Consider the following 21,536-nt stretch of genomic DNA (forward strand, 5'->3'; position numbering starts at 1 on the left):
AAAATTTTTAAAGGAGCAAATATGAGAAAGTTTTTTAAGATTTTGTGTGCAGCCTCTTTGCTTTGTCTAGTCGCAAACGCAAGTGAGCTAGATAAGATCGGCATGACCTACGTCAAATCGCCGCTAAACGTCCCCTCAATCGTCGATAAATTTAAAGGCTTTTATGCTAAATCTTTTGGCGTGCCAGTCGAGTACTCCGAGATCACCTCAGGTGCAAAGCAGACTCAAGCTCTAGCTTCAAATTCGCTCCAGTTTCTAAACTGCGTGGGCGGAACTTCGGTCATACTTGCTGCGGCAAACAAAGCTGACATAAAGATTATAAGTGCATATTCAAGAGCACCTGAAGCTTTTGCAATATTTGCTAAAGATAAAAGCATAAAAACCGCTAAAGACTTAAAAGGTAAAAAAATAGCAGGGCCAAAAGGTACGATATTAAATGAGCTTTTGGTTAGGTATCTTGCTCTTAGCGGACTTGGTATAAATGACGTAGAGTTCGTTTCTATGGGCATCCCATCTGCACAAGCTGCACTTGAAAATGGCAGTGTCGATGCAGCACTTCTTGCTGGACCAGCTGCTTATAATGCTAAAAAATCAGGACTTAGTGTCGTAACAACAGGCAAGGGCGTCATCACTCCAGTCATCGTCACTGCCACAAGCGGAGAATTTTACAAAAAGCATAAAGATCTAGTTGAAAAATTTAAAAAGGCTCAAGATGAAATTTTGTCTTTTATGAAAGCAAATGAGGAAGAGGCATTAAAATTTACAGCTGAAGAGACTGGGCTTAGCATAGAGGCGGTAAAGAGTATGTATCCGCAGTATGACTTTAGTCCAAAGATCACGCCTGAAGATATAAAAGCACTTGAAGCTACGCAAGAATTTATGCTTGAGAGCAAGATGATCGAGCAAAAAGTAGATATAAAATCTCTTCTAATAGATTAAACAAAAAGGACAAAATTTGCCCTTTTGCCCTAAAACTAATAATCAAAAATTTACTAAATTTTAGCTCAAATATTTAAAAACTAAAGCTGACTAGGCGTATCAAAAAGGTTTACATTACAAAGCAAAATTAGCACTAAGCAAAAATATAGCCATTATTTTTTGCATTTTTATTTTGCTATAATAGCCCAAAAATTTAATAGGAAAAAGATATGATCCCATTTAGCGATGAAGAACTTTTAAAACCAGTCAGTGCGAGTTTGCAAAAGGTATTACCGATGCTTGAAAATGATGGCGGTGGCATGGAGCTACTTGGCATAAAAAACGGCAAAATTTATGTAAGACTTACAGGGCATTGCCATGGATGTGCAGCTAGCACAACTACACTAAAATATGGACTCGAAAGACAACTTCGTATGGATATTCACCCAGAGCTTGAGGTCGTAAATATCCCGATTGGCGAGGAATTTGACATTGATAGATTATAAAAAAATAGGCATTAAACACTTTAAACGCTCAAAATTTAAAGAAGCGATCTTTTACTTCTCTCTAGCTTACGAAAAGACACAGGATAAAAATTTACTATTTTTGATACAAATTTGCTCCCTTGGCGAGAAAAATGCAGAGGAAGCAAAACTTTTATTTGACTATTTTATGGATAAACTAAGAGCTGGCGAAGATGATGAAGGAATGGATGAAATTTTAAAAATTTTAGAATCAAGATTGGCTAGCGATGAGTATTTTGAAGAGCAAGACGCGATCAGCTACGAGGACTTTAAAAAGGCTGTTTATAAGGACGGGAGCTTCAAAAAGGTCTTTGAAAATATCATGTTCTCAACCAAGGTAATGATCTCAAACAAAGATGATTTTTTAGAATTTTTGGGAAATTTGATAAAAAATGACTTCATAGAAATGAGTATAAACTATCTTGAGAGTGCGGCGGTGATGTTTGGCGGTGACGAGCGTATAGATCAGCTTTTTAAAGAGATACAAAAAAGACAAAACGATGAAAATATCAGTAGAAAATAGCTTCATAACAGATGACTCAAACGAGTGCGAAGAGGGCTCATTTTTCGTGCAAACTGCTGCAAACGCAAAATTTGCAGAGGTAGCGGTAAAAAATGGCGCAAAGATAATCAGCCTTGAAGAGTGTAAAAAGCTTTTAAAAATCGATGAAAGCTTAAAGATAGTTGGCATCACAGGTACAAATGGCAAGACCACAACGGCTGCTGCTATCTATGAAATTTTGCGAAATTTAGGCAAAAAATGCGGCCTAAGTGGTACAAGAGGGGCATTTATAGAGGGCAAGCAGATAGATGACAAAGCGCTTACGACGAGTGCTATTTTAAGGACTCTTTCATACCTTAAAGCAGCTAGCGAGCAAGGCTGCGAGTACTTCGTGATGGAGGTTAGCTCGCATGCGATCGCTCAAAAGCGTATAGAGAGCTTGAAATTTGCTCTTAAAATTTTTACAAATTTGACTCAAGACCACCTCGACTACCACAAGAGCATGGAGGAGTATGCTAGGGTAAAGTCGAGCTTTTTTGATGATGATTGCATGAAGCTTATAAATGCTGATGATAATGGCATTAAATTTAACCCAAAAAACGCTTATACGTATTCGCTCAAAAAGCCAGCCAGCTTTGCGCCGATAGTTTATGGTTTAAAGGACGGCATAGACGCGGTTATCAAGACGCCAAATGGCGATGTGGAGATAGACTCAAGCTTGCAAGGCGAGTTTAATCTTTACAACCTAATTGCAGCACTTGGTGCTGTTTGCTTGCTAGAGCGTCCAGACGCAGCTATACTTCCAAAAGCGATAAGTAAATTTAAAGGAGTTAGCGGCAGGATGGAGGTTGTAAGTACCGATCCACTAGTCATCGTGGATTTTGCCCATACGCCTGATGGCATAGAAAAGGTGCTAAACTCGCTTAGACATCTAAATTTGATAGCGGTCTTTGGCGCAGGCGGTGACAGGGATAGGACAAAACGTCCAAAAATGGGAGCGATAGCTCAAAAATACGCAAGAATTTGCATCGTCACAAGTGACAATCCAAGAAGCGAAGAGCCAGAGAGCATAATTGATGAAATTTGCGCTGGCATGAGCCAAAATGAAAATTTGATACGAAACGCCAACCGCAAAGAGGCGATCGCGCTAGCCATTAGCAAGCTAGAGCCTGGCTGGGCGCTTGTCATACTTGGCAAAGGTGACGAGCCATATCAAGAGATAAAGGGCGTCAAGCACCCATTTAGCGATAAAGAAGTTGTAATTGAGCTTTTAAAGAGGTAAAAATGAATATAGAAATTTTAGCTAGCAAGATCCATAGAGCCGTCGTAACAGACGCAAATTTAAACTATGTTGGCTCGATCAGCATAGGCGAGGAGCTGATAAAAGCTGCAAATTTAATAGAAAATCAAAAGGTTGAAATTTTAGACGTAAATAATGGCGAGAGATTTGCCACATATGTGATAAAGGGCAAAAAAGGCGAAATTTGCCTAAACGGCGCAGCTGCTAGAAAGGTCTGCGTTGGCGACGTGGTCATCATCGTGGCTTATGCTAGCATGAAATTTAAAAAGGCTAAGAAATTTAAGCCAACCATCGTGCATGTAAATAACAAAAACGAGATCATAAAGGAGTAGGCGATGTTTGAGGGATTTGACTTTTCAAAGATGGGGCAGATGCTTGAGGATGTGCAAAAGCAAGCCAAGCAGATGGAAGAAGAGAGCAAAAATAAAGAATTTGGCGCAAAAAGTGGCGGCGGACTTGTAAGCGTGAGGGCAAACGGCAGTGGCGAGATACTTGATATCAGCATAGATGATAGCTTGCTTGAAGATAAAGAGAGTATGCAAATTTTACTAATAAGCGCCGTAAATGACGTGCTAAAATCTGTTGAAGCTGATAAGAAAAACACCGCTTCAAGGATGCTTGGTGGCCTTGCTTCTATGGGGATAAAATGAGACTAAATTATAAATTTACCCTTGCTTTTTTGCTATCAGCGCTTTGCCTAAACGCCGATCCTAGACCTACGCAAGAGGACTTTAACGCCTGCTTTGAAAAGAACAAAAACTCAATCGTCTCGGTAAATAAACATTTTGGTGTGGCTATCACTAAAAATTTGATCGCAGTGCCAAAAAGCGAGGGAGCCCCACTTGGCGAATATGTCAAATTCGACCCATATTTGCAGCTCTTTTTGGTCCGCTCTAGCAAGGAGCTAAGCCCTGTTGTGATGGCTGATGAGACCAACGAGGAGCGCATCAAAAAGAGCACTTGGGTTGGCATCTTAAATGACGCAAACAACACCGTCATGGGTCACATCAAGTCTTTGGGGCAAAATTTAGGCGACTTTGATACGCTAAGCTTCGAGTATAACGCGACTGGCGAGATAAACACACCTTGTTGCAAAATGATAGGCATAGCTGTTGGAGCTGATAAGTTTATACCAAATCGCTATTTAAAGCACTTTGTATCTTATGATGACGTCTATTACGGTGACATCGGCGTGAAATTTTTACAAAAAGAGGATAAATTTTTTGTGGGTCTTGTTGACCCTTTGGGCCGTGGCAAGATGATGATGGTTGATGACGAGCTAGTGAGTGTAAATGGTATCAAGCCAAAGAGCCTAAGAGAGCTAAATGAGATGGTGCTTTTTGCTCCAAAGGGCGCAAAGCTTGACATCATCGTAAAGCGCGATAAGCAAGAAATGCTCTTTCAAGTGCCAGTAAGCGGGGATGTGAAATTTAACCAAAGCCTCGATGTAGACGCCCCTTCAAGCCTTGATATACCAAATTTCAACATCATGCCAAAAGAAGCACAAACAATGCTTGATGATAAGATTTTGGTGGATTATGGTATCACAGTGGATAAAAATTTAGTCGTTACCAAGGTCGAGCCAAAGTCGAATGCAGAAATTTTTGGCATCAAGATCGGTGATAAAATTTTGGGTTTTGATAAACAGAGCGTGAGTAGTCGTGAAGAGCTTTTAGAGAAGCTTGGTGAATTAAAAAATTTTACGCTTCTATTTACTAGAAATGACTTTCAGTTCTTTGCAAGAGTGCCAAAATGAGCCTACTTGAGGACTTTGTAAAATTTCTAAACGCAAATTTACCAAAGGCGCCTAGCTTTCATCCTTACTACGAGGAGGCGCTTGGCGTTATGCTAAAGGCTGGAGGCAAGCACTTTAGGGCGCTTTTGCTTCTTGGTGTGGTGGAAAACGTAGATAAAAGCCTCACGCAAAGGGCCATGAGAGTGGCTTTGGGGCTTGAGATGATGCATACATACTCGCTTATCCATGATGACTTGCCTTCGATGGATAACGCAAGCCTTAGACGTGGCACACCAACACTTCATGTCACATACGACGAGACTACTGCGATACTTGCAGGAGATGCGCTAAATACGCATGCTTTCTATGAAATTTCACATGCCGATTTACCAGCCGACACGCGTATAAAATGCGTAGAAATTTTAAGCGAAAATGCTGGCGTTAGCGGCATGGTGTTAGGTCAGGCGCTGGATTGTTTTTTTGAAAATACGAACAAAGAGGACATCAAAATAGCAAAGGCTAAATTTGGCCTCTCTGGCAAGATGCTAAGCCTTGATGAGCTAGTCTTTTTACACATCCACAAAACTGCAAAGCTCATCGCTGCTAGCCTAAAAATGGGCGCTGTGATAGTAAATTTAGACGAGATAGAGTGCGAGAAAATTTATGATATCGGACTAAAGCTCGGCCTTGCTTTTCAGATACAAGATGACATCATCGATCTTACAAGCGATGAGGCGGCCGCTGGAAAGCCTGTGCATAACGACTTAGCTAAAAACTCATTTACAAATTTACTTGACCTTGAGGGCGCAAAAAAGAAAAAAGACGAGCTAATTTGCGAGATAGAAGAGGCGCTAAAACAGATAGATGCAAATATCGCAAAGATGATCTTGGAGCTTACGGATAAACACCTTAGATAAAAGCTAGAAATTTCTAGCTTTTTGCTAATAAAAATTTAGAAAATTTATATCACTTTTTAGACATTTTAAACCAAAACGCAAGGCAAGTTTTAATCACTTTTTTGTATAATCTGGCGCAATAAAAGGAGATCATATGCTAAAAAAACAAGCCGATACTATAAGATTTTTGTGCGCTGACATGGTGCAAAACGCTAACAGCGGACACCCAGGCGCACCTATGGGTCTAGCTGATATTATGGTGGTTTTAAGCAACTTTTTAAAACACAATCCAAAAAATCCAAAATGGCTAAATAGAGATAGGCTCGTTTTTAGCGGTGGTCACGCTTCAAGTTTGGTTTATAGCTTCTTGCACCTAAGCGGCTACGATTTAAGCCTTGATGAGCTTAAAAATTTTCGACAACTTGGCTCAAACACTCCAGGACACCCAGAAATTCACACTCCAGGCGTTGAGGTTGCTACTGGCCCACTTGGCCAAGGTATAGCAAATGCAGTAGGTCTAGCTATGGCAGAAAAATACGCTGCAAACGTGCTAAATGAACCAGACAATAAAATAATCGATCATAAAATTTACTGCCTTTGCGGCGACGGCGATCTTGAAGAGGGTATAAGCTACGAGGCATGTTCGGTAGCCGGAAATTTAAGACTAGATAACCTTGTGCTCATTTACGACTCAAATAACATTACGATCGAGGGCGACACGGCGATAGCTTTTAGTGAGGATGTAAAAGCGAGGTTTGAGGCGCAGGGCTGGGAGGTCGCGCGTATCGATGGACACGATTATGACCAGATCGAATTTGCACTAGAGCAGGCAAACGAGAAAGAGTCGCCATATCTTATCATCGCAAATACACGCATAGCACGTGGTGCAATGGAGCTTGAAGGCAGCCACCACAGCCACGGCGCACCACTTGGCGAAGAGATCATCAAAAAGGCAAAGGCCGCAGCTGGCTTTGATCCTGAGAAGAAATTTGCCATTGATGAGGACGTGCTTTTAAGGTTTAGAGGCGCAGTTGAAAAGGGCGATCTTGAAGAAGCGATGTGGAACAAAAAGGTTGAGGCACTAAGCATTGAAGGCAAAAATTTACTAAACTCGCTTCTTAATCCAGACTTTAGTAAGATCGAATTTCCAGACTTTAGCGGCAAGAAGCTAGCCACAAGAGATACAAACCATGTCATTTTAAATGAGATAGCTAAAAAACTACCTGGCTTTATCGGCGGCAGCGCTGACTTAGCTCCTTCAAATAAGACTGAGCTAAAGGGTATGGGCGACTTCCCAAATGGCAAAAATATCCACTACGGCATCAGAGAGCACGCCATGGCGGCCATCAACAACGGTATCGCCAGATACGGCCTTTTCTTGCCATTTTCAGCGACATTTTTCATCTTCAGCGACTATCTAAAGCCAAGTGCGAGGATAGCAGCGCTAATGGCCATAAAACACTTTTTTGTCTTCACGCACGATAGTATCGGCGTTGGCGAAGATGGTCCGACGCACCAGCCTATCGAACAGCTTAGCACATTTAGAGCGATGCCAAATTTCTACACTTTCCGCCCAGCTGATGGCAACGAAAATGCAGCTAGCTGGAAAGTGGCTCTAAATTTAAACGCTCCAAGTGCCTTTGTGCTTAGCCGTCAAGGGCTTGATCCACTTGAAAAAGGCGAATTTGGAGAGGTGAGTAACGGCGCATATCTGCTAAGCTCGGTAAAAGAAGCAAAGATAACATTTATAGCAAGCGGTAGCGAGGTCTCACTTTGCGTAAAAGCAGCCGCACTTCTAGCTGAGCAGGGCATCGGTGCAAATATCGTATCGGCACCTTGTTTTGACCTACTTTGCGAGCAGCCAGATGAGTATGTGGCTAAAATTTTAGACAAAAATACAACCATCATCGCAGTTGAAGCTGCAACTGGCTATGAGTGGTATAAATTTGCCGACGCAGTTTATGGTATGAATAGCTTTGGCGCTAGTGGCAAGGCTAACGAGCTATTTGATCACTTTGGATTTACTCCGCAAAAACTTGCAAATTTTGCTAGCGAACTTATATAAATTTAATCTTGGGGAGTAAAATCCCCAACTGCAATCTAAAATCAAAAAAGGTATTTTATGGAAATTTCTCACGTTATCGTTTTGGCCTTGGTGCAAGGTATAAGCGAGTTTTTGCCGATATCTAGCTCGGCTCATCTTATCTTGGTACCAAAGCTACTTGGCTGGCCAGATCAGGGGCTTGCCTTTGATGTGGCAGTGCACGTTGGTACGCTAAGTGCGATACTTTTTTATTTTAAAGATACGATTTTTAAGCTACTTCGTGACTTTTTTGCCTCGATCGTACAAAGAAAGATGGTGGGCGATAGCTTGCTTGTTTTGTGTGTCGGCTTTGCTACCATTCCAGTTGGGATATTTGGGCTTTTGTTTAACAACATTATCGAAGAGTACGCAAGAAGCGGCGTTGTGATCGCTATTACTACGATCGTCTTTGGCATAGCGCTTTACTTTGCAGATATTCGCTCGACAAATAAAAGCGAATATGAAATGACCATAAAATTTGCACTTATTATCGGCCTTGCTCAAGCTGTGGCGCTCATCCCTGGCGTCTCAAGATCAGGCATAACGATGACAGCAGCACTTTTTTTAGGATTTAGCCACAAGGGTAGTGCAAATTTCTCATTTTTGATGTCGATCCCAGTCATCATCCTAGCCGGTGGACTTGAGAGCATCAAGCTCATAAAAGACCCAAATGCGCTTCCTTGGAGCGATATCGCCCTTGGAGTCATCATAAGTGCAGTTAGTGCTTATCTCTGCGTTAAGCTATTTATGGGGATTATCTCAAGGATTAGGATGCTTCCTTTTGTCATCTACCGCTTGATTTTAGGAGCATTTTTACTTTATCTATTTTTATGATTTAAAGCTTTAAAAAGTAAAGGCCAAGTGTGGAAAATTTTCACACTTGGCAAGAATATTTAGCGTGAGTATCTTTCAAGAAAAATTTCAAGATAAGCTTGATAATTTAATCCTCTTTTTTATCTTTTTTAATAACATTTAACAGATCTTTTGCAGCTTGATAAGCTCTATCTCCAAATTTCTTGGCTTCTGATTTGATGTCTATTTGCTTAATGTCTTCAAATTTTTCATTGGCTTTTTTCTCAAGATTAGCGATCTCTTGTTTGATCTCTTCGATTTTGTCGTTTGTATCAAAATTTAGTTTTAGCTTTTTACTCTTGTCATTTAGCTCTTGTTTTAGGGCTTCAAATTTATTATTTGCCTCGCTCATAAGCTTTGCCATACCATTTGACTTTAATTCTTCTATCCTTGAAATAATCTGCTCTCTTGCTTGATCGCTAATGCGTTTAAATTTTGCTAGATTTGTATCTAGCTCGCTATTTATCACATTTTCGATCTCATTTCTTGCTACACCTTCAAATTCTTTTTCAAGTTCCCTAAGCAAGGCTATAAATTCTTCATCAATATTTTTTAAATTTAGTAGTTGCGAGTTTAGCCTAAGCTCATCCGGAGCAAATTTTGCCTCATCTTTGAGCTTTTCTATGGCTCTTAAAATGCCATCTCTTGTACCACTTATCGCTCCACTTATCAACTCTTTTGCAAAGATATGACCCTCGTCTGCTAAATTTGCCGCTGCTATGATGATGTTTTTTGAAATTTCAAGTATCCGCTCTTTGCTAAACTCTCCTCCAATTATCGCAACATAGGTCATATTTTTAGCTATCGCACCAGCTGTTTCCTCGACATCTTTTGCACCTTCAAGAGTTGTTAAAAATGCGATTTGAGCACTCTCTTTTAAGATACCAAGAAGCCTTGTTTCTCTAATGATCGCATTATTTAAAAGCTCTAAAATTTCCTCTTTTTCACTAAAATTTCTATCTTTTACGACTTCTTCAGCTGCTTCAAATGAAATTTTGAGCCTATTTTTTATCTCCTCACGTTTTGCTTCTATTGCACGACTTAGCTCATCTTTTTTATCAAGAAGCTCGTAAAGTGCCTTTTCTTCAGTGCCGACAATGGCCTGATTTATTCCCTCCATAGCACTTTTTAGATTTTTTGCGTTTATGAGATCTTCTTTGTTCATTTTGTCATAAAGCTCGTTCATTTTAGCCTTTAAAATTTCTGGCAAAGCATTTATATCTTTGTTTGCAGCATCTTGAAAGAAGTTATTGCAAAGAGCTTTTATGCTTATTAATAAGCCATCGCTGCTTTTATAATCATGTAAATTTTGTTCTAAATTGTTCATATCTTTTACCTTATAAAACGTATTTTGCTTCGTGTTTTAGTGCAGAAAATATCTCGAGTCTCTCTTCTTCGCTCAAAACTAGCACGGCTAGGTCATAGCTTGCGTACTTTTTATCTTTGCTAAATTTTGAAAAGACTAGTTTAAATTCTCTATCTTTTACTATCTCTTTTACCTTTTCTTCTACATTTACATCTACATCAAATATTATTTTATATTCCCAATGTGTTGGGTAATCGATTTTTGCTTTTTTGTTATTTAGATCGCATATACTCGCCACTTTTTCCTCCTGTTTTACTCTCTAATACGATATTACTTATTTCCATGCTTTTATCTATAGCTTTTACCATATCATAAATCGTTAAAAGCCCCACGCTAACGCCAGTTAATGCCTCCATCTCAACGCCTGTTTTGCCCTCTATTTTTACACTCACATAAAGCTTAAAAGCACAAATTTCAGGCAGCTCCTCGATATCACAATCCACACCTAAAATAGCTAGTGGATGGCACATCGGAATTAGCTCACTTGTCTTTTTTGCACCCATTATCGCAGCAACGACAGCCGTTTGGATGACTGGGCCTTTTTTGCCAGTATTTTCTTTTATTGCCTTGAAGGCCTCTTTGCTCATCTTGATGATCCCGCTAGCAGTTGCCACTCTTTTTGTAGGATCTTTTGGGCTTACATCGACCATTTTTGGACGATCTTTCTCATCTAAATGCGTTAGCATTATCTCTCCTTTTTTGGCGGATTATAGCCTATTTAAACAAATTTAAATTACCAATAGGTTTAAGCTAAAAATATAACAAATACATAAAATCTAGCTTTTTACTTAAATACCAAAGAGAATTCTCATTCCTTAATATAATTATTTAATTTAAATAATTTTTTTAATAAATTATTTATAATTTAATTTTTAATGCATAAAATACCTAAAATAAAGAGCTTTATAGATAATAAATTTTATTAAAACTATATTAGTATTGATTAAATCATAATGTCTATATAATGTAAATAATAAAATTTAAAAAAATTTATTGATATTTTTCTTTAAAAGCTTAAAAAAATAAATTAATCGCTAATTTGCTTTTAAGAGTTAAGTATGTATAGTTTTTTTGCTTAATAAATTTATGATGAAAGTGCCTTGGATCATGAGATTTCTGCTTTGTATAAGTTTGTTTTTGATAACAGCTTTTGCCCAGCAATTAGGCTGCTTTATTAATGAAAGTAACCAAAGCATCGTCTTTATAAAAGATGGACAAATTAAAAATTTGGATCTAAAAGAGACGATTTATAAAAATCAAGAGTGCGGAAATGATGGAGAATTCTTTTATATCGCAAATTTAAACAATGAGATTATTGAAGTGGCAAATGAGAGAAATTTTTTATTTGCCATGCCAAATGTTGGCTGTAAAATCTCACAAATTGTGGCAATTAAAAATAAAATTTACGTAGCTTGCGATATGGCTAATGAAGTCAGCATAGGCGTTTTTGATAAAAATCTAAATAAACTTTTAACTAAAAATTATAAAGATGTTTATAAAATTTCAAGCTTTTTGCCAATTGATGATGAGCTATTTTTTACGAGCTTTAATGGCAAAGCATTTTTGCTTGATAAAGAGCTTAATTTAAAAGAGAAAAAGCGTGTTGGCTTTGCTCCACTTAGTGCCTGTAAATTTAAAGGGAATGATATTTTGCTTGGCTTTAGAGATGGAGAAATTTTAGATTTTAAAAGTGGAATCAAAAAGCAAGTTTTAAAATCTAAAATTTCAGCTCTTGCGTGTATGGAGGATGAAATTTTCATAGGTGATGAGGATGGAGTAGTCTATAAATTTGATAAAGATCTTAAGTTAAAAGGACAAAAGGCTCTTTTTAGCAATGAGATAAAAAGAATTTTTATAGACAAAGGCGTCTTAAATGGTGTAAATTTAGACAATGAGATAAAGAGTTTAGAGATAAATTCATTTTAAAAAGGAGAGTAAATGCAAAAGTTATTTTGTGTCGCAAGTGCTGCGTTGCTTGGGCTATCTTTAACGACTGCTTGTGCTGCTAGTAGTGACCTTGAAAAAGTCATGAAAGAGCGTGGGCTAAGCGAAAAAGATGTCCTTGCAGCTGCTAAAACTTATCAGCCTAGCGGTAAAAAAGATGATTTCATCGTCTTTTCATCTGGCGGGCAAAGCGGTCAAGTGCTAGTTTATGGCGTTCCGTCGATGAGAATTTATAAATACATCGGCGTTTTCACACCAGAGCCTTGGCAAGGATATGGCTATGACAATGAGTCAAAAGCTGTTTTGAAACAAGGCAATATCAGAGGCAAAGAGATAACATGGGGCGATACACACCACCCAAATTTTAGTGAGAAAAATGGTGAGTATGTTGGTGATTATCTATTTATCAACGATAAGGCTAACCCAAGAATCGCAGTTATAAATTTGCATGACTTTGAGACAACTCAAATCGTTGTAAACCCTATCATGAAGAGTGAGCATGGCGGCAGCTTCATCACTCCAAATAGCGAGTATGTTATCGAAGCTAGCCAATATGCAGCTCCACTTGATAACAACTACCACTCAATAGACGACTATGAAGCAGTTTATAGAGGTGCTGTAACATTTTGGAAATTTGACTATCCAAAAGGCAAGATCGATGAGAAAGAGTCATTCTCTCTTGAGCTTCCACCATACTGGCAAGATTTAAGTGATGCTGGTAAGGGCGAGAGCTACGGCTGGGGCTTTACAAACTCAATAAATACTGAGATGTATACTGGCGGTATCGAAAAAGGCCTCCCTCCATTTGAAGCAGGTGCAAGTAGAAATGACACTGACTTCTTACACGTTTATAACTGGAAAATTTTAGAAAAACTTGTTCAAGACAAGAAAAACTACAAAGTTATAAATGGTCACAAGGTAGTTACAATAGACGCTGCTGTAAAAGCAGGTGCGTTATTTTTGATCCCAGAATCAAAGAGCCCACATGGTTGTGACGTAACTCCAGATGGTAGATATATCATTATTGGCGGTAAGCTTGATACTCACGCATCAGTTTATGACTTTAAAAAGATCAAAGAGCTAATCGATAAAAAAGAGTATGCTGGCACTGACCCATACGGCATACCTATCTTAGATAGAGAAAAGACAATGCACGGACAAGTCGAACTTGGCCTTGGACCACTGCATACATCATTTGACTCACAAGATGGCGTACTTTATACTTCACTTTACGTTGATAGTCAAATCGTAAAATGGGACTATAAAAATTTAAAAGTGCTTGATAAGATAAATGTTCACTACAATATCGGCCACCTTGATACAATGGAAGGCAAATCAGCAAAACCAGTTGGCAAATATGCAATCGCTCTTGATAAACTTTCAATTGATCGCTTTAGCCCAGTTGGCCCACTTCATCCACAAAATCACCAGCTAATAGACATCACTGGCGCAAAAATGGATCTAATCTATGATATGCCAATACCACTTGGCGAGCCACACGATGTTGTTTCAATAGCTGCTAGTAAACTAAGTCCAGCGCTTACTTACAACATGGGTACAAACTCAAGAACAGGCGAGGCTAGCCCATATGCAACTCTAGCTGGTCAAGAAAGAGTTGAAAGAAACGGCAAAAATGTAACCGTCTATGCGACAATGATCAGAAGTCACATCAACCCAGAGCACATCGAGGTAAATAAAGGCGATAATGTAACAATTCACTTAACAAACCTAGAGCGCGCTCAAGATGAGACTCACGGATTTGGCATCGACCTTTACAACATTCACGCGTCACTAGAGCCTGGCAAAACTGCTTCAGTAAATTTCGTAGCTGATATGGAAGGTGTCTTCCCATACTACTGCACGGAGTTTTGCTCAGCACTTCACCTAGAGATGATGGGTTATTTACTTGTTAAAGATCCAAGTAAAAAATATGAATCTGCAAAAAATAATAAGCTAAAAACTCTAAGCCCAGAAGCTTTAAAAGCTGAATACGATAAAGTAATCGCAACTAATAAGGCAACTGATGATGTTATCCAAGAGGTTGTTAAATACCTAAAAGAGAAACATTATGAGAAATATCCAAAAGTAAAAGCTTTAGTTGATGACGCACTTGATCAATACGGTCACATCAAAGAGGTAAAAGCTAAAGCTGACGAAGCTTACAAAAAAGGCGACGTAAACGGTGCTATCCTTTGGGAGTACCAAGTATGGCAATACATGGTTAAAACAGCTGACGTTGGCTTAAGAGCTAAAAATAACCTAGCTAAAGAGATCGCAACTCCGATGAGTCCAGCTGCTGCAAAAGGTGAAGAGGCTTATCTAAAAGGCGGATGTAATGGTTGCCACGTTATCGGTCAAGTAAGCTCAGGTCCAGACCTAACAGGTGTTTTACTAAGACATGAAAATGGCGAAAAATGGGTGGCAGAATTTATCAAAGATCCTGCTAAGTTCTATAATGATGACTACATTAAATCAATGATTGATTACTTTAACCTTAGAATGCCAAATCAGCATATGAGTGATGAAGAGATCAAAAATATCATCGAATACCTAAAATGGGTAGATGAAAACGCTGGTATGTAGTTTTTAAAGGGGCGTTTTGCCCCTTTTTAAATTTTAAAATTTTATTTTTAGCAGATGAAATTTTAAAATTTAAAGGAGAGATCATGAGTAAATATAAAATTTATACCATTGTTGCACTTGTCTTAATGACTGTTTGTTTTACTTTGCCTGTTCTTGGTTGGCACGGAGCAAAAGAGCGTATAGCTGATGGTGATGAACTACCATCTTATACTTACGGTATCTATAATCTTTATAGCTCATTTCAGTATAAAAATCACCTTTTATCAAAAGATGTAGCAAGCGATCTTCATAAGATGATCGAACAAAAAGCAGAGATTGGTACGCCATCTTTTCCTATCTGGTACGTCTCTCTTGAAGCTCCAAATTATCCAAAATCAGCCTTTCCTGATGGAATTCCTGTATATTTTCACGTAGATGGATATAGTGGTGACGTGCATGAGATGAATACGATAAATCACTACATTGGTATGTATCCTATGGAGCATGGCGGAAATTTAGAGCGAGCGATAGCGCCTTATTATTTGCTTATTTCAACGCTTTGTATGCTTGCATTTTTGTATTACAATGGCAAATTTAACTCACTTCTTATGGTTCCAACGATTATCGCGCCTGTGCTATTTATGAGCGCATTTGCAGGATGGCTTTACTGGTATGGACACAATATGCAAGAGTGGGGCGCATTTAAGATTAAACCATTTATGCCAACAGTTCTAGGCGATGGTAGCGTTGCACAATTTACAACGCACTCTTATCCAAGCATTGGATTTTGGGTTATGATTGCTATGAGTGTATTTTGCATACTTGCAGTATTTTCAAAGAAAAAAGAGCTAAATGCGTAAAATTTTCAATTTCGCCCTTGCTTTCTTGCCTATTTTTAGCTCTGCAAATATTCTTCAAGATGCAATAAATAACGCTAACCCTGGTGATGTTATAAAGCTAGGGGACGGCATCTATGAAGGAAGCATAACTATAAATAAGCCGCTTAGTATCGTTGGTGAGGGTAAAAATGCTCACATAAAAGGAAATGGTAAAGGCACAGTTGTAAAGATTATTGCCTCAAATGTTACGCTTAGAAATTTAAAGATAAGTGGTAGCGGAAATGACCTTGGTGAGCTAGATGCTGGCATTGGCTGTGATAAAGCAAATAATGTCTTGGTTACGCAAAATGACTTGAGTGATGTGCTTTTTGGGATTGATTTTAAAGAGTGCAGTAGTTCAAAGATCACTGAAAATAACATCACTTCTAAAAAAGGGGCCAGTCTTGGCTTTAGAGGTGATGCGGTTAGACTCTGGTATAGCCATGAAAATTTAATAGAAGGCAATTATATTTATGATAGCCGCGATATGGTTGCATGGTATGCGAGCCACAATAAATTTTTAAAAAATAAAGCGATCCACGGTAGATACTCGCTTCACTTTATGTATGCAAATCAAAATTTAGTCGAAAACAATGATTTTATCGGCAATGCGGTCGGAATGTTTTTTATGTATTCAGCTGGCTCAAATATAAAAAATAATCTTGTTATGGATAGTGACGGCGCTTTTGGTATCGGTATCGGTCTAAAGGATGTTTCAAATTTTACTATCGAAAATAATACACTTATCTATAATGCGAGAGGAATTTTGCTTGACAACTCGCCGTTTCAGCCAGACTCAACGATAAATTTCTTAGGCAATAAAATTTTACACAACGTAGTTGGCGTATATTTTCACGCTACCCAGGGGACAAGCATCTTTGAAAATAATGATTTTATAGGCAATATGGATATCGTTGCGAACGATACTCCAGGTGATAAAATGGCATTAAATCGGTGGAGTAAAAATTATTATGATGAGTATGAGAGCTTTGATAGAGATAAAGATGGCTATGGCGATACGCCATTTATGCACCTATCGTATGCCGATCAGCTTTGGCAGTATTATCCGAATTTGCAGTTTTTCTATGGCTCAAGTGTCTTTAGTATCTTAAATTTTTTAGCCAAACTCGCGCCATTTTCTGAGCCAGTAAAGCTACTTGAAGATAGCACGCCAAGGATAAAACCACTTGATGCTTCAAATTTTAACGCGTTAAAGGCAAAGCGTGGATAGAAGAAATTTTATAATCTTAGGCTCAGTCGCAGCTGCCGCAGGATATGGCATAGGTAAAATTTTGCCAAAAAGTAGCGGCGATAAACTCTATCTTAGACCACCAGGTGCGGTTGATGACTTTGATGATCTTTGTGTTAAATGTGGTCAGTGTGTGCAGGTATGCCCTTATCACAGTATAAGTTTGCTTGATATAAAAGATGGATATTCAAATGGTACAGCATACATCGATCCTAAAAAGAGAGGTTGCTATTTATGTGATCTTTTTCCATGTGTGCTCGCCTGTCCAAGTGGTGCGTTAGATCATGCTACAAAAGTCGTTGATGATGTGAAAATGGGCGTTGCTGTCTTGAGTAATGCAAATGCCTGTATGTGCCTAAAAAGAGAAAAACTAAGCGAAGATAGCGTTGAAGATTTGCTTGTCCGCAAAGTTTATAACGATAGAGAAGAGGCAGAAAAAGATAAGATAAAAGGCAAAATCGGTCAAATTTGTGACCTTTGTGTCAGCATTTGCCCAGTTGGCGATAGTGCAATAGTAATGAGTGAAGCAAATTTACCACTCATAAAGCATGGCTGTGTTGGGTGTGGGGTGTGTGCTGAGGTTTGCCCTGTAAAAATTATAAATATTGCCCCAAAAATGAGTTATGATGAAATTTATAAGGAGAAAGAATGAGATTAATAATGTCTTTAGTGGCTGCTGCTTTGCTATTTGTCGGCTGTGAAAAGAGTGATGACAAAGCGCAAAAAGCAGCTAGCGAGCAACCAATAAATGTAGCTACGAGTGCTAGCATAAAGGTTGAAAAAAAAGAAAATAATCAAAGTACAAATAAACAAAATGACTTCATAAAATACGATATGCACGGCGAAAAGAGCGTAAAATTTGGACTTGAAGATAATAACGTAAGCCGTCAAATCGGTGCTTTAGCAATGGTAAGAACCCCTCTTCAAACTATAAATTTAAGACTTATAAAGGGCAGACTTAGCAAAAATTTCATTACAAAATGTTCAGCTTGTCACGATGATTACGCAAATGGCATCATCGGGCCATCACTTTTAACAAAAAGCGAAAATGAAATTTATACAATGATAAATGCTTATAAAAATAAAGAAAAAGTCAATGTTTTAATGCGAGATCTTGTTAAAAAAATGGATGATAGTGAAATCAGAAATTTAGCTAAAGAAATCAGTGATTTTAATACACAATTTAGGAGCAAATAATGAAAGTAGGAAAGATTATAACCATTATTTTAGCAGTAGCGATTTGCGGTATCATGGTATTTATGTTAAGCCAGACTCCGCCTAAAAAGGAAAAAGCAGCAACTAATGCTCAGCCAAAAGTAGAGCAAAATTTTACAAAAGAGCAGCCAAAGTCTAGTGAAGAATTTGCTAGCGAAGATGAGCTAAAAAAGGTAAAAGAGCTAAGTCTAAGTGTGGCTAAAGTGCACAATGAAGGCGTTAGCAAGCAATATCTAACAACTTGTGCCCCGTGTCATGGTGCAAATGCAAAAGGCGTCGTAGCTCCTGATATAACACACCTAAGTAAGGATGAATTACTTAAAAAGCTAGCTGATTATAAAGCTGGCAAGGTGCAAAACTCACTTATGAAGGGGCTACTCACAAATGTTAGTGATAGCGAGCTTGAAAGCCTTGCAGATGAAATTTCTAAATTTAAAAAGTAAAAATGGACAAATATAACACTCGTGCGACGGTTAGAAATGTAAGCTTTCTAAGCACGTTAATCACAACTACAAAAGATGGCAAGAAGCGTCCTAGTATACGTTTTTGGCGCATATTTACCATCATTTTAGTTCATCTTTTATTTGTGCTTTCATATAGAGTTGATATACAAATTTTAGAAGGCGACATCAGTGCGTCAAGGATATTTGGTTTTCACTTGGCAGATGCTTTTATGAGCCTGCAAGTTTTTCTGGCGACACATGAAATCCATGTAAATTTAATAATTGGCTCACTTAGTATCTTGGCCTTTTATATCATTTTTGGTGGTAGAGGCTTTTGCTCTTGGATCTGTCCTTATTCGTTGATAAGCGAAATAGCTGAGAAGATCCATGAAAATTTACGTGCTAAAAAGATAGTAAGGCCACGAGTTTTTGACACAAAGTGGCGATATGTTTTTACTATTTTATTTTTAACCCTTAGCTTTGCTAGTGCAAGCCTTACATTTGAAATTTTTAATGTTGTTGGGATTTTTTCAAGATTTATTATCTATGGCTATTTTCATGCTATTTGGTTCGTTGTGGCCATGCTTATGGTTGAAATTTTCTTCTCACGTAGAGCTTGGTGCAGGTATGTCTGTCCTATTGGAGCTACTTACTCAGTGCTAGCTAAACCAAATGCCATAAAAGTTAGCTGGGATAAAGAAAGGTGCGATCACTGCTTAGTTTGCACTGATGTTTGTCTAGTGCCTCACGTACTTTTTATGACAAAAAAGGGAGCAAAGCTTGACGAGAGCAAAAATATCTTTAGGATAGCTGGCGCTGATTGCACGCTTTGTGGTAGGTGTATTGATGTGTGTCATCAAGACGCACTAAAATTTGACAATGGCTTTAAAAAACTCATATAAGGAAAAATTTTTGATAGATATAAAAGAAGTAACGAAAATTTTTGGCTCGCAAAGGATACTTGATAGTGTTAGCCTAAACGTAAAATCTGGTGAAAAAATAGCAATACTTGGACAAAATGGAGCTGGCAAAAGCTCGCTCATGCGTATCATTTTAGGCGAGTTTATCCCAAATAGTGGAAGTATCGCGATAAATGGCGTAAATACTCTAAAAGATAGAAAAGGGGCTTTGAAATTTATCTCATTTGTGCCACAAACCCCACCACCGCTTAAATTTAATCTACGTGAGCTTTGTGAGTTTGTTTGCAAAAGCTCAAATGTAAAATTTGAAGAGATTGAGAAATTTAGCAAGCTTTTAGAGCTTGATCTACATGCAAATTTAAATAAGCCATTTTATAAGCTCTCTGGCGGCATGAAACAAAAGATGCTAATAGCCATTGCATTTGCTAAGGATAGTGAAATTTTGATGTTTGATGAGCCAACGGCAAATCTTGATGTGAAAGCAAGGCTTTCTTTTAAAAATTTACTTGATAACTTCACGCAGAACAAAACACTTGTTTTTATCTCACACCGTATCGATGAGATAGCAAATTTATTAGATAGATGCGTCTATATGGACCTTGGTAAGATAATCAAAGAAGAAAATTTAAGGAGCAAGAGTGAATAATCTTTTTTTAATAGCAAAGCTTGATGTAAAAGAGTCTTTTCGCTCAAGATGGTTTGTGATATATGCTGCGCTTTTTTCTGCTTTGATGATAGGATTTTTATTTAGTGGTGTAACTGACTCACGTGTGCTTGGCTTTTCTGGGCTTACTAGAGCACTGCTTTTGTTTATTCAAATTTGCGTCATCATTGTGCCTATTTTTATTCTCATCTCAACCGTAAGAAGCATAAATCAAGATAGAGATACAAATTTGCTTGAATACATCCTTAGCTTCCCACTAAGCCTTAGAGAGTATTACTTTGGTAAGGCACTGGGCCGTACATTTGTTGTTTTTGTGCCACTTTTGTTTGCTCTTTTGCTTTGCGTGATCGTTGGTTTTATAAAAGGTGTTGCGATACCTTGGGGTGTATTAACACTTTATTTTGGACTACTTTTTAGCTTAAGCATCATTTTTTTATCGCTTGGATTTTTTATCTCAAGCGTGATTAAAAATCAAGAGACAGGCCAAGGTGTAGCGTTTTTACTTTGGCTTATAATGCTTGCATTTATTGATCTAGCATTAATTGGACTTCTTATGCGAAGCTCGGTTGATGAGTACGTCATTTACGCTATTGCTATACTAAATCCGATAGAACTTTTCAGGATAGCAGCGCTTAGTCTTTTTGATCCAAATTTAGCAGTTATCGGTACCGCATCTTATTTTATTTTAAGCACCTTTCCAAAGACGACATTTGTAGCTTATGCGATTATTTATCCGCTCTTACTAGGCATTATTTTGCTAGTTTGTGGCTATTTTGCCTTTAGCAAAAAAGATTTGGTTTGAGATTGTTTTTTGTTAAAGAAAAGTTGGTTTTAAATTTAGACGAAACTTGTATTATTCCACTTGTCCAACAAGAAACCTCCTTTTTGTAATAGCTCCCTTTCCCCCAAAGGGGGCTAACTTCTTCCAAGGAAATTTATGAAAAAATCTATTTTATTTTTAGCATTTGCTCTTCTATCTTTGAATGCAAACTGGGATATAAATATGCAAGAGTGTATTAATAAAAGCAACTCTAAAGCTTGCGAGAGTTTTACAAAAAAGCTTTCAAGTGAGTGTGAAAATAAAGATAAAATTTCTTGCTTTATCTATGCAGATATGCTAGGACGCGGCCTTGGCGTAGAAAAAGATACGCAAAAATCTTTTGAGATATTTAAATCGCTTTGTGATGACGGTAGTAGTGAGGCTTGCTATGAGCTAGCGATAAAGTATCTTCAAGGAAATGGCACTGAGCAAAGCTTTGATCTTTCTGCAAATGCTCTTGATAAAGCTTGCAAGATGGGCAGTAAGCGAGCTTGTAATGTATTAGAGCTTGTGCCTAAAAATTAGCCTAATTTTATGCTTGTACTAATTAAAAGAAATTTCTTAAATATAGTTTCTTTAAAGTTAAATTTACTTTAGTATTACTTGGAATTTCTTTTTTATTAACTAAAAATTTTATTAAAATTTATGCTTAAATAATACTATTT

At 37.9% G+C, this 21,536-nt stretch carries 24 protein-coding genes; 21 read left to right on the top strand and 3 right to left on the bottom strand.

Annotated elements, in window-relative coordinates:
• The first annotated feature begins 21 nt into the window (after positions 1-21).
• The 10 genes from CYP28_RS08865 to CYP28_RS08910 all read left to right on the top strand — a co-directional run bounded on the left by CYP28_RS08865 (position 22) and on the right by CYP28_RS08910 (position 8,792).
• Positions 22-939 carry an NrtA/SsuA/CpmA family ABC transporter substrate-binding protein gene (locus CYP28_RS08865; protein WP_103593898.1) on the top strand — a complete coding sequence of 306 codons (918 nt, stop codon included), beginning with the start codon at positions 22-24 and terminating at the stop codon, positions 937-939.
• Positions 940-1,148: 209 nt separating this feature from the next.
• Positions 1,149-1,424 carry a NifU family protein gene (locus CYP28_RS08870; protein WP_021091089.1) on the top strand — a complete coding sequence of 92 codons (276 nt, stop codon included), beginning with the start codon at positions 1,149-1,151 and terminating at the stop codon, positions 1,422-1,424.
• A complete protein-coding gene (locus CYP28_RS08875) occupies positions 1,411-1,965 on the top strand; it encodes a hypothetical protein (protein WP_021091130.1) in 555 nt (184 codons plus the stop codon). Before CYP28_RS08870 ends, CYP28_RS08875 begins: the two co-directional genes overlap by 14 nt.
• Positions 1,943-3,226, top strand: a complete 1,284-nt coding sequence (locus tag CYP28_RS08880; RefSeq protein ID WP_103593899.1) for a UDP-N-acetylmuramoyl-L-alanyl-D-glutamate--2,6-diaminopimelate ligase — start codon at positions 1,943-1,945, stop codon at positions 3,224-3,226. The genes CYP28_RS08875 and CYP28_RS08880 overlap by 23 nt, the downstream gene beginning before the upstream one ends.
• 2 nt (positions 3,227-3,228) lie before the next feature.
• Positions 3,229-3,576, top strand: a complete 348-nt coding sequence (gene panD / locus CYP28_RS08885; RefSeq protein ID WP_002941539.1) for an aspartate 1-decarboxylase — start codon at positions 3,229-3,231, stop codon at positions 3,574-3,576.
• 3 nt (positions 3,577-3,579) lie between these two features.
• Positions 3,580-3,894, top strand: coding sequence for a YbaB/EbfC family nucleoid-associated protein (locus CYP28_RS08890; protein WP_002941513.1), 315 nt, complete (start codon positions 3,580-3,582; stop codon positions 3,892-3,894).
• A complete protein-coding gene (locus CYP28_RS08895) occupies positions 3,891-5,000 on the top strand; it encodes a DUF7488 domain-containing protein (RefSeq protein WP_103593900.1) in 1,110 nt (369 codons plus the stop codon). Before CYP28_RS08890 ends, CYP28_RS08895 begins: the two co-directional genes overlap by 4 nt.
• Entirely contained in the window at positions 4,997-5,896 is a 900-nt protein-coding gene (locus CYP28_RS08900) for a polyprenyl synthetase family protein (RefSeq protein WP_103593901.1), read from the top strand. The genes CYP28_RS08895 and CYP28_RS08900 overlap by 4 nt, the downstream gene beginning before the upstream one ends.
• Before the next feature lie 133 nt (positions 5,897-6,029).
• Positions 6,030-7,940 carry a transketolase gene (tkt, locus tag CYP28_RS08905; protein ID WP_103593902.1) on the top strand — a complete coding sequence of 637 codons (1,911 nt, stop codon included), beginning with the start codon at positions 6,030-6,032 and terminating at the stop codon, positions 7,938-7,940.
• 57 nt (positions 7,941-7,997) lie between these two features.
• Entirely contained in the window at positions 7,998-8,792 is a 795-nt protein-coding gene (locus CYP28_RS08910; RefSeq protein ID WP_103593903.1) for an undecaprenyl-diphosphate phosphatase, read from the top strand.
• A 106-nt stretch (positions 8,793-8,898) separates the two neighbouring features.
• Here CYP28_RS08910 and CYP28_RS08915 read toward each other — a convergent pair whose 3' ends face one another.
• The 3 genes from CYP28_RS08915 to moaC are packed head-to-tail and all read right to left on the bottom strand — an operon-like array spanning position 8,899 to position 10,865.
• Positions 8,899-10,137: a hypothetical protein gene (locus CYP28_RS08915; protein ID WP_103593904.1), complete on the bottom strand. Its 1,239-nt coding sequence runs from the start codon at positions 10,135-10,137 to the stop codon at positions 8,899-8,901.
• A gap of 10 nt (positions 10,138-10,147) precedes the next feature.
• A complete protein-coding gene (locus CYP28_RS08920; RefSeq protein WP_087578003.1) occupies positions 10,148-10,414 on the bottom strand; it encodes an HP0495 family protein in 267 nt (88 codons plus the stop codon).
• Positions 10,389-10,865 carry a cyclic pyranopterin monophosphate synthase MoaC gene (gene moaC, locus CYP28_RS08925; protein WP_180996951.1) on the bottom strand — a complete coding sequence of 159 codons (477 nt, stop codon included), beginning with the start codon at positions 10,863-10,865 and terminating at the stop codon, positions 10,389-10,391. Before moaC ends, CYP28_RS08920 begins: the two co-directional genes overlap by 26 nt.
• Before the next feature lie 418 nt (positions 10,866-11,283).
• On the opposite strand from moaC, the gene CYP28_RS08930 reads away from it, so the two are divergent.
• The 11 genes from CYP28_RS08930 (at position 11,284) to CYP28_RS08980 (ending at position 21,396) form a co-directional block, all read left to right on the top strand.
• The gene (locus CYP28_RS08930; RefSeq protein ID WP_103593906.1) at positions 11,284-12,102 is read left to right on the top strand and encodes an ATP-dependent protease; all 819 of its coding nucleotides are present in this window, start codon (positions 11,284-11,286) and stop codon (positions 12,100-12,102) included.
• A 12-nt stretch (positions 12,103-12,114) separates the two neighbouring features.
• A complete protein-coding gene (gene nosZ / locus CYP28_RS08935; protein WP_103593907.1) occupies positions 12,115-14,703 on the top strand; it encodes a Sec-dependent nitrous-oxide reductase in 2,589 nt (862 codons plus the stop codon).
• 83 nt (positions 14,704-14,786) lie between these two features.
• Positions 14,787-15,542 carry a cytochrome C gene (locus CYP28_RS08940; RefSeq protein ID WP_072595072.1) on the top strand — a complete coding sequence of 252 codons (756 nt, stop codon included), beginning with the start codon at positions 14,787-14,789 and terminating at the stop codon, positions 15,540-15,542.
• Positions 15,535-16,791: a nitrous oxide reductase family maturation protein NosD gene (locus CYP28_RS08945; protein ID WP_103593908.1), complete on the top strand. Its 1,257-nt coding sequence runs from the start codon at positions 15,535-15,537 to the stop codon at positions 16,789-16,791. Before CYP28_RS08940 ends, CYP28_RS08945 begins: the two co-directional genes overlap by 8 nt.
• Positions 16,784-17,461, top strand: a complete 678-nt coding sequence (locus CYP28_RS08950; protein WP_103593909.1) for a 4Fe-4S dicluster domain-containing protein — start codon at positions 16,784-16,786, stop codon at positions 17,459-17,461. The genes CYP28_RS08945 and CYP28_RS08950 overlap by 8 nt, the downstream gene beginning before the upstream one ends.
• Positions 17,458-18,006, top strand: coding sequence for a c-type cytochrome (locus CYP28_RS08955; RefSeq protein WP_084109872.1), 549 nt, complete (start codon positions 17,458-17,460; stop codon positions 18,004-18,006). Before CYP28_RS08950 ends, CYP28_RS08955 begins: the two co-directional genes overlap by 4 nt.
• The gene (locus tag CYP28_RS08960; RefSeq protein WP_084041225.1) at positions 18,006-18,467 is read left to right on the top strand and encodes a c-type cytochrome; all 462 of its coding nucleotides are present in this window, start codon (positions 18,006-18,008) and stop codon (positions 18,465-18,467) included. The genes CYP28_RS08955 and CYP28_RS08960 overlap by 1 nt, the downstream gene beginning before the upstream one ends.
• A gap of 2 nt (positions 18,468-18,469) precedes the next feature.
• Positions 18,470-19,369 (top strand): NapH/MauN family ferredoxin-type protein, encoded by a 900-nt coding sequence (locus tag CYP28_RS08965; protein ID WP_103593910.1) that lies wholly within the window; start codon positions 18,470-18,472, stop codon positions 19,367-19,369.
• Between the two features lie 10 nt (positions 19,370-19,379).
• On the top strand, positions 19,380-20,033 hold the full coding sequence (locus CYP28_RS08970) for an ABC transporter ATP-binding protein (protein WP_103593913.1): 654 nt from the start codon (positions 19,380-19,382) through the stop codon (positions 20,031-20,033).
• Positions 20,026-20,853: an ABC transporter permease gene (locus tag CYP28_RS08975; RefSeq protein WP_103593911.1), complete on the top strand. Its 828-nt coding sequence runs from the start codon at positions 20,026-20,028 to the stop codon at positions 20,851-20,853. Before CYP28_RS08970 ends, CYP28_RS08975 begins: the two co-directional genes overlap by 8 nt.
• 135 nt (positions 20,854-20,988) lie before the next feature.
• Complete coding sequence (locus CYP28_RS08980; RefSeq protein ID WP_103593912.1) at positions 20,989-21,396, top strand: tetratricopeptide repeat protein; 408 nt, start codon at positions 20,989-20,991, stop codon at positions 21,394-21,396.
• Positions 21,397-21,536: the final 140 nt, after the last annotated feature.

The organism is Campylobacter concisus (genome assembly GCF_002914195.1).
Classification (GTDB): domain Bacteria; phylum Campylobacterota; class Campylobacteria; order Campylobacterales; family Campylobacteraceae; genus Campylobacter_A; species Campylobacter_A concisus_M.

Excerpts from the sequence above, each read along its gene's own strand:
- CYP28_RS08865 (WP_103593898.1), top strand. The coding sequence starts at position 22 with ATGAGAAAGTTTTTTAAGATTTTGTGTGCAGCCTCTTTGCTTTGTCTA.
- CYP28_RS08870 (WP_021091089.1), top strand. The coding sequence starts at position 1,149 with ATGATCCCATTTAGCGATGAAGAACTTTTAAAACCAGTCAGTGCGAGT.
- CYP28_RS08880 (WP_103593899.1), top strand. The coding sequence starts at position 1,943 with ATGAAAATATCAGTAGAAAATAGCTTCATAACAGATGACTCAAACGAG.
- panD (WP_002941539.1), top strand. The coding sequence starts at position 3,229 with ATGAATATAGAAATTTTAGCTAGCAAGATCCATAGAGCCGTCGTAACA.
- CYP28_RS08890 (WP_002941513.1), top strand. The coding sequence starts at position 3,580 with ATGTTTGAGGGATTTGACTTTTCAAAGATGGGGCAGATGCTTGAGGAT.
- CYP28_RS08895 (WP_103593900.1), top strand. The coding sequence starts at position 3,891 with ATGAGACTAAATTATAAATTTACCCTTGCTTTTTTGCTATCAGCGCTT.
- CYP28_RS08900 (WP_103593901.1), top strand. The coding sequence starts at position 4,997 with ATGAGCCTACTTGAGGACTTTGTAAAATTTCTAAACGCAAATTTACCA.
- tkt (WP_103593902.1), top strand. The coding sequence starts at position 6,030 with ATGCTAAAAAAACAAGCCGATACTATAAGATTTTTGTGCGCTGACATG.
- CYP28_RS08910 (WP_103593903.1), top strand. The coding sequence starts at position 7,998 with ATGGAAATTTCTCACGTTATCGTTTTGGCCTTGGTGCAAGGTATAAGC.
- CYP28_RS08915 (WP_103593904.1), bottom strand. The coding sequence starts at position 10,137 with ATGAACAATTTAGAACAAAATTTACATGATTATAAAAGCAGCGATGGC.
- CYP28_RS08930 (WP_103593906.1), top strand. The coding sequence starts at position 11,284 with ATGAGATTTCTGCTTTGTATAAGTTTGTTTTTGATAACAGCTTTTGCC.
- nosZ (WP_103593907.1), top strand. The coding sequence starts at position 12,115 with ATGCAAAAGTTATTTTGTGTCGCAAGTGCTGCGTTGCTTGGGCTATCT.
- CYP28_RS08940 (WP_072595072.1), top strand. The coding sequence starts at position 14,787 with ATGAGTAAATATAAAATTTATACCATTGTTGCACTTGTCTTAATGACT.
- CYP28_RS08945 (WP_103593908.1), top strand. The coding sequence starts at position 15,535 with ATGCGTAAAATTTTCAATTTCGCCCTTGCTTTCTTGCCTATTTTTAGC.
- CYP28_RS08955 (WP_084109872.1), top strand. The coding sequence starts at position 17,458 with ATGAGATTAATAATGTCTTTAGTGGCTGCTGCTTTGCTATTTGTCGGC.
- CYP28_RS08960 (WP_084041225.1), top strand. The coding sequence starts at position 18,006 with ATGAAAGTAGGAAAGATTATAACCATTATTTTAGCAGTAGCGATTTGC.
- CYP28_RS08965 (WP_103593910.1), top strand. The coding sequence starts at position 18,470 with ATGGACAAATATAACACTCGTGCGACGGTTAGAAATGTAAGCTTTCTA.
- CYP28_RS08980 (WP_103593912.1), top strand. The coding sequence starts at position 20,989 with ATGAAAAAATCTATTTTATTTTTAGCATTTGCTCTTCTATCTTTGAAT.